This window comes from Klebsiella sp. AqSCr (assembly GCF_008452795.1).
GTDB classification, from domain to species: Bacteria; Pseudomonadota; Gammaproteobacteria; order Enterobacterales; family Enterobacteriaceae; genus Klebsiella; species Klebsiella pneumoniae.
Genome location: NZ_MJDM01000004.1, coordinates 26,702 through 38,821 on the forward strand (window position 1 = coordinate 26,702; position 12,120 = coordinate 38,821).

General features: G+C 59.7%; 12 protein-coding genes. 7 read left to right on the forward strand and 5 right to left on the reverse strand.

The window, feature by feature from the left end:
• Positions 1-21 precede the first annotated feature (21 nt).
• The 4 genes from tauA to tauD are packed head-to-tail and all read left to right on the forward strand — an operon-like array spanning position 22 to position 3,435.
• Positions 22-984 (forward strand): taurine ABC transporter substrate-binding protein, encoded by a 963-nt coding sequence (gene tauA, locus BHE81_RS02695; RefSeq protein ID WP_002890192.1) that lies wholly within the window; start codon positions 22-24, stop codon positions 982-984.
• An 11-nt stretch (positions 985-995) separates the two neighbouring features.
• Positions 996-1,763: a taurine ABC transporter ATP-binding subunit gene (tauB, locus tag BHE81_RS02700; RefSeq protein WP_002890194.1), complete on the forward strand. Its 768-nt coding sequence runs from the start codon at positions 996-998 to the stop codon at positions 1,761-1,763.
• Positions 1,760-2,587, forward strand: a complete 828-nt coding sequence (gene tauC / locus BHE81_RS02705; protein WP_004144603.1) for a taurine ABC transporter permease TauC — start codon at positions 1,760-1,762, stop codon at positions 2,585-2,587. Before tauB ends, tauC begins: the two co-directional genes overlap by 4 nt.
• The gene (tauD, locus tag BHE81_RS02710) at positions 2,584-3,435 is read left to right on the forward strand and encodes a taurine dioxygenase (RefSeq protein WP_019725514.1); all 852 of its coding nucleotides are present in this window, start codon (positions 2,584-2,586) and stop codon (positions 3,433-3,435) included. The genes tauC and tauD overlap by 4 nt, the downstream gene beginning before the upstream one ends.
• Before the next feature lie 174 nt (positions 3,436-3,609).
• Here tauD and BHE81_RS02715 read toward each other — a convergent pair whose 3' ends face one another.
• The 4 genes from BHE81_RS02715 to ampH all read right to left on the reverse strand — a co-directional run bounded on the left by BHE81_RS02715 (position 3,610) and on the right by ampH (position 8,497).
• Complete coding sequence (locus BHE81_RS02715) at positions 3,610-5,328, reverse strand: lysophospholipid acyltransferase family protein (RefSeq protein WP_020802619.1); 1,719 nt, start codon at positions 5,326-5,328, stop codon at positions 3,610-3,612.
• Between the two features lie 180 nt (positions 5,329-5,508).
• Positions 5,509-6,000 (reverse strand): REP-associated tyrosine transposase, encoded by a 492-nt coding sequence (locus BHE81_RS02720; RefSeq protein WP_004178721.1) that lies wholly within the window; start codon positions 5,998-6,000, stop codon positions 5,509-5,511.
• A 255-nt stretch (positions 6,001-6,255) separates the two neighbouring features.
• Positions 6,256-7,230, reverse strand: a complete 975-nt coding sequence (gene hemB / locus BHE81_RS02725) for a porphobilinogen synthase (protein ID WP_002890201.1) — start codon at positions 7,228-7,230, stop codon at positions 6,256-6,258.
• Between the two features lie 106 nt (positions 7,231-7,336).
• Complete coding sequence (gene ampH / locus BHE81_RS02730) at positions 7,337-8,497, reverse strand: D-alanyl-D-alanine-carboxypeptidase/endopeptidase AmpH (RefSeq protein ID WP_004147279.1); 1,161 nt, start codon at positions 8,495-8,497, stop codon at positions 7,337-7,339.
• A 218-nt stretch (positions 8,498-8,715) separates the two neighbouring features.
• Between ampH and BHE81_RS02735 the strand changes: the two genes are divergently transcribed.
• The 3 genes from BHE81_RS02735 to BHE81_RS02745 all read left to right on the forward strand — a co-directional run bounded on the left by BHE81_RS02735 (position 8,716) and on the right by BHE81_RS02745 (position 11,691).
• Positions 8,716-9,228, forward strand: a complete 513-nt coding sequence (locus BHE81_RS02735; protein ID WP_072145332.1) for an isochorismatase family protein — start codon at positions 8,716-8,718, stop codon at positions 9,226-9,228.
• A 117-nt stretch (positions 9,229-9,345) separates the two neighbouring features.
• Positions 9,346-10,566 (forward strand): peptide antibiotic transporter SbmA, encoded by a 1,221-nt coding sequence (gene sbmA / locus BHE81_RS02740; RefSeq protein ID WP_004178724.1) that lies wholly within the window; start codon positions 9,346-9,348, stop codon positions 10,564-10,566.
• Between the two features lie 18 nt (positions 10,567-10,584).
• Entirely contained in the window at positions 10,585-11,691 is a 1,107-nt protein-coding gene (locus BHE81_RS02745) for a DUF1615 domain-containing protein (protein ID WP_002890207.1), read from the forward strand.
• Here the strand turns inward: BHE81_RS02745 and BHE81_RS02750 are convergent.
• The gene (locus tag BHE81_RS02750; protein WP_002890210.1) at positions 11,688-11,990 is read right to left on the reverse strand and encodes a YaiY family protein; all 303 of its coding nucleotides are present in this window, start codon (positions 11,988-11,990) and stop codon (positions 11,688-11,690) included. The genes BHE81_RS02745 and BHE81_RS02750 overlap by 4 nt on opposite strands.
• Positions 11,991-12,120: the final 130 nt, after the last annotated feature.

Consider the following 12,120-nt stretch of genomic DNA (forward strand, 5'->3'; position numbering starts at 1 on the left):
AACTCAGGGGAAGCAGACATTATGGCATTCACATCGCGAATTACTCTTCTGGCGGCGCTGGCTGTCGCCGCCTTCCAGGCGCAGGCGGTCAACGTTACCGTGGCGTATCAAACCTCCGCTGAGCCGGCGAAAGTCGCCCAGGCGGACAACACCTTCGCCAAAACCAGCGGGGCGACCGTCGACTGGCGGAAATTTGACAGCGGCGCCAGCGTGGTACGCGCCCTGGCCTCCGGCGATGTGCAGATCGGTAATATTGGCTCCAGCCCGCTGGCGGTGGCCGCCAGCCAGCAGGTGCCGATTGAAGTGTTCCTGCTTGCCTCAAAGCTCGGCAACTCCGAAGCGCTGGTGGTGAAGAAAAGCATTACCAAACCGGAAGATCTGATCGGCAAGCGCATCGCCGTGCCGTTTATCTCCACCACCCACTACAGCCTGCTGTCGGCGCTCAAACACTGGGGCATCAAGCCGGGCCAGGTACAGATTATTAACCTGCAGCCGCCGGCGATTATCGCCGCCTGGCAGCGCGGGGATATCGATGGCGCTTACGTCTGGGCGCCAGCGGTTAACGAACTGGAAAAAGAGGGCAAGGTGCTGACCGATTCTTCTCAGGTTGGGGAGTGGGGCGCGCCGACCCTTGACGTCTGGGTGGTCCGTAAGGACTTCGCCGAGCAGCATCCGGAGATCGTCAAAGCGTTTGCTAAAAGCGCCATCGACGCCCAGCAGCCCTACATCGCCAACCCGGAGGCATGGCTAAAACAGCCGGACAACATCAGCAAGCTGGCGCGCCTGAGCGGCGTGCCGGAAGCCGATGTCCCCGGGCTGGTGAAGGGCAATACCTATCTCACCGCCGCTGAGCAGGCGCAGGCGCTGAACGGGCCGGTCAATCAGGCCATCGTCGATACCGCGCGCTTCCTGAAAGAGCAGGGCAAAGTGCCTGCGGCGGGAACCGATTATCGTCAGTACGTTACTGACCGCTTTGTGAAGTAAAGGAGGCGGCGATGCTGCAAATCTCGCATCTTTCCGCCGACTACGGCGGTAAACCGGCGCTGGCGGATATCAACCTGACGCTGGAGAGTGGGGAGCTGTTGGTGGTGCTGGGGCCTTCGGGCTGCGGTAAAACTACCCTGCTGAACCTGATTGCCGGATTCGTGCCCTATCAGCACGGCAGCATCACCCTCGAAGGTCAGCGGGTGGCCGGGCCGGGCGCAGAGCGCGGGGTGGTCTTCCAGAATGAAGGTCTGCTGCCGTGGCGCAATGTGCAGGATAACGTGGCGCTGGGCCTCCAGCTGGCGGGCGTGGATAAAGCGCAGCGCCGGCAAGCGGCGGCGCAGATGCTGAAGAAGGTGGGGCTCGAAGGGGCGGAAAAGCGCTTTATCTGGCAACTGTCCGGCGGTCAACGCCAGCGGGTGGGCATCGCCCGGGCGCTGGCGGCGAATCCGCAGCTGTTGCTGCTGGACGAGCCCTTCGGCGCGCTTGACGCCTTTACCCGCGAGCAGATGCAGACGCTGCTGCTGAAACTGTGGCATGAGACCGGCAAACAGGTGCTGCTGATCACCCATGATATTGAAGAGGCCATTTTTATGGCGACCGAGCTGGTGCTGCTGTCGCCGGGGCCGGGACGAGTGGTGGAGAGGCTGCCGCTTGATTTCAGCCGTCGCTTTGTCGCGGGCGAATCCTGCCGCAGCATCAAATCCGACCCGCGCTTTATTGAACAGCGGGAATACATTCTGAGCCGGGTGTTTGATCAACGGGAGGCTTTCTCATGAGCGTGGTACTGAACGACAAACCGCGTCAGTCGACGCTGAAGTGGCGCTGGCCGCTCTCCCGCCAGCTCACCCTCAGCGTGGCGACCCTGGCGGTATTGCTGGCCGTCTGGTGGGCGGTCGCGGCGCTGCAGCTGATTAGCCCGCTGTTTCTGCCGCCGCCGGGCCAGGTGCTGCAGAAGCTTATCACCATCGCCGGGCCACAGGGCTTTATGGATGCGACGCTCTGGCAGCACCTGGCGGCGAGCCTGACGCGGATCGTTATCGCCCTGCTGGCGGCAGTGCTTATTGGCGTACCGGTGGGGATCGCCATGGGGCTCAACTCGACGGTGCGCGGGATCCTCGACCCGCTGATCGAACTCTATCGTCCGGTACCGCCGCTGGCCTACTTACCGCTGATGGTGATCTGGTTTGGCATCGGTGAAACCTCGAAGATCCTGCTGATCTACCTGGCGATTTTCGCGCCGGTAGCCATGTCGGCGCTGGCAGGGGTAAAAAGCGCGCAGCAGGTGCGGATTCGCGCCGCCCGTTCGCTGGGCGCCAGCCGGGCGCAGGTGCTGTGGCTGGTGATCCTGCCCGGCGCACTGCCGGAGATCCTCACCGGGCTGCGCATTGGTCTCGGGGTGGGCTGGTCAACGCTGGTGGCCGCAGAGCTGATCGCCGCCACCCGCGGATTAGGATTTATGGTGCAGTCTGCCGGCGAGTTTCTCGCCACCGATGTGGTGCTGGCGGGGATCGCGGTGATTGCCATTATCGCCTTTTTACTGGAACTGGGTCTGCGCGCGCTGCAGCGGCGCCTGACGCCCTGGCATGGAGAAGTACAATGAGTGAACGTCTGAGCATTACCCCGCTGGGGCCGTATATTGGCGCGCAGGTGAACGGGGCAGATTTAACCCGTCCGCTGAGCGACAACCAGTTTGAACAGCTGTATCACGCGGTGCTGCGTCATCAGGTGGTATTCCTGCGCGAGCAGAATATCACCCCGGCGCAACAGCGCGATCTGGCGCTGCGTTTTGGCGACCTGCATATCCATCCGGTCTACCCTCACGCCCCAGGGGTGGAGGAGATTATCGTCCTCGATACCCACAACGATAATCCGCCGGATAATGACAACTGGCATACCGATGTCACCTTTATCGACACGCCGCCCGCCGGCGCCATTCTGGCGGCGAAAGAGCTGCCGACGACCGGCGGGGACACCCTGTGGACCAGCGGCATCGCCGCCTGGGAAGCGCTGTCAGAACCCTTCCGGCAGCTGCTGAGCGGCCTGCATGCCGAACACGATTTCCGCAAATCGTTCCAGGAGTATAAGTACAACAAGACCGAAGCCGAGCATCGGCGCTGGCAGGAAGCGGTGGCGAAGCATCCGCCGCTACTGCATCCGGTGGTACGTACCCACCCGGTGACCGGCAAGCAGGCGCTGTTCGTTAATGAAGGGTTTACCACGCGAATTGTCGAGGTGAGTGAGAAAGAGAGCGCAGCGCTGCTGAACTTCCTGTTTGCTCATGTCACTAAACCGGAGTTTCAGGTGCGCTGGCGCTGGCAGCCGAACGATGTCGCTATCTGGGATAACCGGGTGACGCAGCATTACGCCAACGCCGACTATCTGCCGCAACGGCGGATCATGCACCGGGCGACGATCCTCGGCGATAAGCCGTATTACCGGGCGGGGTAAGGCTTGTAGCCGGTTAAGGCATCAGCCGCGAGCCGCGGAGAAAGGCGGATGCTGCATTGCCCGCTGCTTCCCGGAGGCGTCGCCTGACTCGCCTTTTCCGGACTACCGAACCGTCGGAAACGGTGAACCATAGCCCGGCTAAGGCGCAACGCGCCGCAAGCCGGGAAAAAGCGTTTATGCCGATTTTTGCGCACCCAGATGCGCGCCAATATAGCGCTGGTAGCGATTGGCCTTCAGGTAGGTGAGATCCACCAGCACCAGACCATCCACGCAGTTGTTGAAATCCGGGTCGCTGCCGAAATCGATAAACTGCACGCCGCCCGGCTCGCACACTTCCGAGTACTGCTTATACAGCGGGGGGATCGCGCAGCCGAGATTGCCGAGCAGAGACTTCAGCCGGGCCAGGTCGTCGTTGTAATCCTCCCCGCCAAACTGCGCCAGCACGTCGGGCAGCGACGCCGGATAAGGGCGACGCGACTCCGCCAGCGGATGCGTCGCCGGGAACCACATCCGGTAGAACGCCACCAGCAGATCGCGGGCGGCGGGCGGCAATCCGCCAGAAATCGACACCGGACCAAACAGATAGCGATAGTGCGGATAGCGCGCCAGATAAGCGCCGATGCCGGACCACAGGTAGTCCAGCCCGCGACGCCCCCAGTAGCGCGGCTGGATAAAGCTGCGCCCCAGCTCAATGCCGTGCTGCAGGACATCGTCCATCCGCCCGTCGTAATGGAACAGACTGTAACTGTAGATCCCCTCCAGGCCGCGCTTTGCCAACTGGATGGCCGTCGGCATAAAGCGGTAAGCGCCGACGATCTCGAGGTCTTCTTCATCCCACAGGATCAGATGCAGATAGTCGTCGTCATACCCGTCGATATCCCGCCGTTTGCCGCTGCCTTCCCCGACCGCGCGGAAGGCGATTTCCCGCAGACGTCCCAGCTCGCGCAGCAGCGGCGCGTCCTCCTGGCCGTTGCGCTGCCAGAGGTAAATCACTTTGCCATCGGCGGTGCGGCCCAGGCATTCGGCCTTGTGCAGTTCGCGTTTGAGCAGCGCCCGGTCTTCCGGACGGGCGATGGCGCTTTCGGTTTTAAACCGCCCCGGCAGCCCTTTGCGCAGCTGTTCAAGGTGCTGATAGCAGCGGCCGGTAAGCTCGCGAGCGCTGGACTGGGCATCGAACCAGCTCGACCAGGGGATCTGCTGGCCGATGCGCACCGGCAGGCTGCTGTTGCGCCGGCGAAACATCTGCTGCATCAGCAGGAGCAGCGGCAGGTTGTCGGAGACCAGCGTACTGGCGTAAAACAGGGCGCTGTTGCGGGCGTCAATCCACGCCGGCAGCAGCGGGGCGCGATATTTTGCCGCCAGCTTAATAAAGCCGGAGTGCCATTTTTTATCGCGGATGCCGCGACGGGTGAGGCGGGAGACTTCCCCCGCCGGGAAGAAGATCAGCACCCCGCCGGCCTGCAGCTGCTGGTCCATCTGCTGCAGCGCCGCTTTAGCGGTGCGGCCATGAATATTATCTACCGGGATAAACAGCGAGCTCAGGGGCTCAAGGTGGGTGAGCATGCGGTTGGTGACCACTTTGACATCGCGGCGCACGCGGGATACCGCATACAGGAGCGCCAGGCCGTCGAGGGTGCCGGTGGGGTGGTTGGCGATAATGACCAGCGGGCCATATTCGGGGATTTGTTCGAGATCGTGCGCCGGGATGGCGCAGCGGATATTGAGGTATTCCAGCACCTGTTCGACCGTATCAAGCCCCTTCAGGTGGCGGTGACGGTCGGCAAATTGTTGAAACTCTTCCTCATAAAATAGCTTTTTTAACAGTTTCTTTTGCCAGGGGGCGGGCCTCGCCTGAGGCCACAGGTCATCGAGTACGTTGTCGAGACTAAACATAGTGGCTCCTCCTCCGTCCTGCCCAGACAGTAGAAGGTGGAGATGTCGTTCAGATTACAGTTGGGTGAAGTTTCGGTCGCAGCAAGCGAGGTTCCCCGGATAGCGGCGCAAGCGCCTTATCCGGGCTACGGTTGGCGCCGATTTGTAGCCCCGGTAAGCGTCAGCGCCACCGGGGAGAGGCTATCGGCGTTCACCGCAGCTAAGATCAAAGCTATCGCCAGCCCAATTTGGGGGATATAGCCCGCGCTGGACATCGCGATGAAAGGTTGAAAATGGCCAATCGATCACCCGGGTGACCCAGCCATGCTTAAGTGGATTGATATGGATGTAATCAACGTGTCGGCGGTAATCATCTTCATCGCGTATGGCATGCTCCCAGAAGCGCGGTTGCCAGAGGGGTTGTCGTTTTAACGTTCTGCTAAAACAGCCTTTGATATCTCTCCAGCGTGAAGAAAAATCGTCATCATTATGAGGTAGTGTCCAGATGCAATGCAGATGTTCAGGCAACACCACCCAGGCATCAATAATAAAGGGGCGATGTTGTTTAACAACGGCGACAGAGTAGCGCAATAATTCTATGTTTTCAGTTAGGTGCATGCTTCTACGGTCTTTAAGGTTAACAGTGAAGAACCAGGTTCCCCCCTTAATGTAATAACGTCGATAAGCCACCACAGGATCTCCTGGAATTCGGTATTTATGATGTGGTTTAACACGTTAGAAGGCGAAATCCGGTACGCCAAGGAGAAGGCGCAGAAGGTGGAAAGCGGCGCGCAAAGTTTTAGCTACAGATATTGGTTAGCGCCTGTCCCCGGATAGCGGCGCAAGCGCCTTATCCGGGCTACGGTGTGGTGGTCGCGATAAATACAGCGCACCGGAGATGAGGTTTGGTAGCCCCGGTAAGCGCAGCGCCACCGGGGAAGGGCGGGTTTAACGGAGGATCTTTTTCTCGGCCAGATCGAGGGCGAAATAGCTGAAGATCAGGTCGGCGCCTGCGCGTTTGATAGCGCCGAGGCTTTCCAGAACCACTTTCTCTTCATCGATAGCGCCCGCCTGGGCAGCAAATTTGATCATCGCGTACTCACCGCTGACCTGATAGGCGCCGAGCGGCAGATCGCTGCGTTCGCGGATATCGCGCAGAATATCCAGGTAGGCGCCAGCCGGTTTCACCATCAGGCAGTCGGCGCCCTGGGCTTCATCGAGCAGCGACTCGCGAATGGCCTCCCGGCGGTTCATCGGGCTCATCTGATAGGTTTTCCGATCGCCCTTCAGCGCGGTACCGGCCGCTTCGCGGAACGGACCGTAGAAGGAAGAAGCGAACTTGGTCGAGTAGGACATGATCGCCGTATTGGTGAAGCCGGCGGCGTCCAGCGAGCGGCGAATCGCCTGCACCTGTCCGTCCATCGCGGCGGAAGGAGCGATGAAATCCGCCCCCGCGGCGGCGGCGACAACGGCCTGTTTGCCGAGGTTTTCGAGGGTCGCGTCGTTATCCACCCCGTGGTCGCACAGCACGCCGCAGTGGCCGTGGGAGGTATATTCGCAGAAGCAGGTATCGGACATGACGATCATCTCCGGCACCGTGGACTTACAAATCCGCGACATACGCGCCACCAGACCATTTTCATTCCAGGTATCGCTGCCGGTGGCATCGGTGTGATGAGAAATACCAAAGGTCATCACCGAGCGGATCCCGGCGTTGGCGATGCGTTCGATCTCGCGCGCCAGATATTTTTCCGGAATGCGCATCACGCCGGGCATGGCCTCGATCGCTTTGTAATCATCAATTTCTTCTTCAACAAAGATCGGCAACACCAGGTCGTTCAAACTCAGTGTTGTCTCTTCAAACAGGGCGCGCAGCGCAGCGGATTGACGCAGGCGGCGGGGGCGAGTGATTAAATCTGTCATGGTTTGCCTGATTTTGTGAAATGAAAGACGATAGTGTAACTGAAATGGCAGCGGGATGTTTCGCCAAAACGATCGTTATGGCGCATCGGCGAAACCTTCCCCGGGCTTACTGGCTGGCCGTCTGCATGTTGGGCTGTGCGCCGCTCAGCTCGCTGACCAGGTCGTTGATGCCATCGCTCATATTGTTGAAGCGGGTTAACGGCGAGCGGGTTACCACCACAAAGGCGCCAACGTTAGCCTGCGGATTCATCGCCATATAGGTGATAAACCCGCCGCCGCCGCCGGTTTTCTGAATAATCCCCGGATGGCCGTTCTTCGGCTTCATATACACCCAGCCGAGGCCCAGCGCGTCGGCGCGGCCCGGCACGTCCATACCAATCACCCGGGTCAGCTGGTTACGCTGATAAATCAGCGTCTGCATCCGGTCGGCCTGCTGGCTGCGGGTATAGAAATCGGATGACAGGAACTGCTGCATCCAGCGCATCATATCCCCCGGCGTCGAGTAGACTCCGCCGCTGCCGATCGCCGCCAGGGTGTTGTTGCATGGGCTGGCGCCTTTTTCCGGGATCATCAGCCGCTGGCACTGATCCGGTGACGGGGTAAAGGTGGTGTCCTTCATCCCCAGCGGCCGGGTGATCTGCTCTTCAAACAGCTGCGGATACGGTTTGCCGGCGGCGGTGGCGAGCGCGTCCGCCAGTAAATCGAAGGCCAGGTTGGAGTAGGCCGCCTGTGACCCCGGCGCGGTCTTCAGGGTCGCGGTAGAGAGCCAGTTCCAGCGCTGCTGGCGGGTCGGCCAGACAAACACCGGACGATGAGCGGCGCCGCCAGGCTGCTCGCGCGGCAGGGCGCTGGTATGGGTCGCGAGGTTAACCAGGGTGATTGGTTTTCCCTGCCAGTCAGGCACCCGGGCGCCCGGCGGGGCGTATTTACTCAGCGGATCGTTGAGTTTCACCACCCCCTGGTCGAGCAGCTTCACCAGCATCTCGCTGGTCATCAGTTTGCTGAGGGAGGCGATACGGATCACCGAGTCGAGCTGCGGGTGCTGATTATTCCCCGGGCGGGTTTCGCCAAAGCTGCGAAAAACACGCTGATTGCCATCGATAACCACCAGCGCCATGCCGGTGGCGCCGCTGCCGTAGTAGATATGATTGGCGTAACGATCGACCACATCCGAGGCGAAAACCGGGTCAACGGTAGGCTGTGCGGCCTGCACCGAGGTCCACGACGCCGCGCACAGCGCAGCAAAAATGAGCAAACTACGTTTCAACGGAGATCATCCATTAAATAAATAAAAAGAAGAGGGTATTTATACTACGAAGTGGCGCAGAACAAAGCGGGATTCACGACATTCCTGCAGGAAAAAGGTAACGGTGCGTAAAAAAGACTTTTTTACGCTTTCGGATACCGGCTTTTTTCGCCGGCGCGTATGATGACCGTTTGGCTGAAGGTTCGTGGGAGAGAACAATGACGGCTCAACGGGTAGTGATGGTCGTGGATATGCAAAACGGTGTGTTCGCCACGCCGCGTCTGGCGCGCGAGCGCTGCGTCGCGCAAATTAATCGTCTGGTGCGCGCGGCGGACAGGGTTATTTTCATTCAGCATGATGAAGCCGGCGGCCTCGAAGCCGGCAGCGAAGGCTTCGCCCTGCTTCCTGAGCTGGAGCAGCCGGCTGGCGCGCTGTATGTCACCAAAACCGCCTGCGATGCCTTCTATCACACCTCGCTGGCGCAGGTGCTGGACGAACACGACATTCAGCAGTTCGTCATCTGCGGCTGCGCCACCGACTACTGCCTCGATACCACCATTAAAAATGGCGCCAGCCGCGGGTACGGTATTGTTATCGCGGAAGATGCCCACACCACCGCCGACCGCCCCGCCGCGCAGGCCGCGACGCTTATCGCCCACTACAATGAGGTGTGGCGTACGCTGACCATTCCTGGCAATCCTTTACAGGTGAAACCCACAGAAACAATTCTGCACGCATGGCAGCAGAACTAAGCTGTTGATATCCGGTCTTATCATTCGTCTGTCCCGCGAGGGCTCATCCACGCGGCGGCCGACGTATGCGTCGTACACAGCAATAGCAGAACGATAAGAAGTTAGCAGGAGACAATGATGTTTAAATCTTTTTTCCCCAAACCGGGGCCGTTTTTTATTTCTGCCTTTATCTGGTCGATGCTGGCCGTGATCTTTTGGCAGGCGGGCGGCGGCGACTGGCTGCTGCGGGTCACCGGGGCATCGCAAAATGTGGCGATCAGCGCGGCGCGCTTCTGGTCGCTCAACTATCTGGTGTTCTACGCTTACTATCTGTTTTGCGTCGGCGTGTTCGCGCTGTTCTGGTTTGTCTACTGCCCGCACCGCTGGCAGTACTGGTCGATTCTCGGCACCTCGCTCATCATCTTCGTCACCTGGTTTCTGGTGGAAGTCGGGGTGGCGATCAACGCCTGGTATGCGCCGTTCTACGACCTGATCCAGAGCGCGCTGGCCACCCCGCATAAGGTCAGCATCAACCAGTTTTATCAGGAAATCGGCGTCTTTCTCGGCATCGCGATCATCGCGGTGATTATTGGCGTGATGAACAACTTCTTCGTCAGCCACTACGTCTTCCGCTGGCGCACGGCGATGAACGAGCACTATATGGCCCACTGGCAGCATCTGCGCCATATCGAAGGCGCCGCGCAGCGTGTGCAGGAAGATACCATGCGTTTTGCTTCCACCCTCGAAGATATGGGCGTGAGCTTTATCAACGCGGTGATGACCCTGATCGCCTTCCTGCCGGTGCTGGTGACGCTCTCCGAACATGTTCCCGACCTGCCTATCGTCGGCCATCTGCCGTATGGCCTGGTGATTGCCGCTATCGTCTGGTCGCTGATGGGTACCGGCCTGCTGGCGGTGGTGGGGATTAAGCTGCCGGGCCTGGAGTTTAAAAACCAGCGCGTGGAAGCGGCCTATCGTAAAGAGCTGGTTTACGGCGAGGACGATGAAACTCGCGCCACGCCGCCGACGGTGCGCGAGCTATTCCGCGCGGTGCGTCGCAACTATTTCCGTCTCTATTTCCACTATATGTATTTCAATATCGCCCGCATCCTCTATCTGCAGGTGGATAACGTTTTCGGCCTTTTCCTGCTGTTTCCGTCGATCGTTGCCGGTACGATTACCCTCGGGCTGATGACGCAAATTACCAACGTCTTCGGCCAGGTGCGCGGCTCGTTCCAGTACCTGATCAGCTCGTGGACAACGCTGGTGGAACTGATGTCCATCTACAAACGTCTGCGCAGTTTTGAACGCGAGCTGGACGGCAAACCGCTGCAGGAAGCGATCCCGACATTACGTTAATCAAGACAAGGAAGCATAATGGCCGCACGTTTATCGCGCATTATTCCCGTTTCATTGACGCTGCTGGCGGCCATGGCGCTGAGCGCCTGTACCAGCCAGCAGGCCCCGGCGCTGAAAGAGGGCGAGAAGCCTGTTGACGTGGCATCGGTGGTGCGGCAGAAAATGCCGGCCAGCGTCAAGGATCGGGAGGCCTGGGCGCAAGCCATCGCTACCGCGTTTGACAGCCAGAAGCTGGCGCCGACGGAAGAAAACGTCTGCTCGGTGCTGGCGGTCGCGCAGCAAGAGTCTAACTATCAGTCCGATCCGGTGGTGCCGGGGCTGAATAAAATCGCCTGGCAGGAAATTGACCGCCGGGCGGAAAAAATGCACATTCCGCCGTTTCTGGTCCATACCGCGCTGAAGATCACCTCGCCAAACGGTAAAAGCTATAGCGACCGTCTGGACAATGTGAAGACGGAAAAGCAGTTGAGCGCCATTTTTGATGACTTTATCGGGATGGTGCCGATGGGGCAGAAGCTGTTCGGTTCCCTTAACCCGGTGCACACCGGGGGGCCGATGCAGGTCAGCATTGCTTTTGCCGAGCAGCACACCTCCGGCTACCCGTGGAAAATGAACGGCACGGTGCGCCAGGAGGTCTTCAGTCTGCGCGGTGGCCTGTGGTTTGGCACCTATCATCTGCTGAACTATCCGGCCAGTTATAGTGCGCCATTGTACCGCTTTGCCGACTTCAACGCCGGCTGGTATGCCAGCCGTAACGCCGCCTTCCAGAACGCGGTGGTGAAAGCCAGCGGGGTAAAACTGGCGCTCGACGGCGACCTTATCCGCTACGACAGCGAGGAGCCGGGCAGCACCGAGCTGGCGGTGCGTCGCCTGGCGAGCCAGCTGGGGATGAGCGACAGCGAGATCCATCGTCAGTTGAAAAAGGGCGACAGCCTGGCGTTTGAGAAGACCGATCTCTATCAGCAGGTTTTCCGTCTCGCCGAGAAAAAGACGGGCAAAACCCTGCCGCGGGAGATGTTGCCAGGGATCCAGCTGGAGAGTCCAAAAATCACCCGAAATCTGACGACGGCGTGGTTTGCGAAACGGGTTGATGAGCGGCGGGCAAACTGTATGGCGCGGCGTTAACGGCGCTGACGCCAGCGCACGATAAGCGCCAGTACCCCGATGAACGTGCAGCCGATCAGGAAAGGGATCAGACCAAAGAGGGTACCCACGGCGAGGCTGATGTCGACTTGCGGACGGCTGGCGTCCTGGGCTTGCATCAGGCGTTCAAATACCCCCGGGGCGTGGATCAGCATGCTGAGCATCTGCGCGCCGGCCCAGCAGCAGATCAACACGAACAGCCCGTAGGCGACATGGCTGCCGGTCAGCGCGCCCCTTTTTTTATTTCCCAAAAGCGATTTTGAAAAACTGAATTCAGCCATAGGCCCTCCCACATCTGCGCTGCTGGTTTTTTCTCCAGCTCTATGTCAGGTATTCTGGCAGTCAGGGGCCATCATCAGTATCAGATTGCTGGTAATTGCCGTCCAGGAATAATCCTGTTTTCGCCGTTGT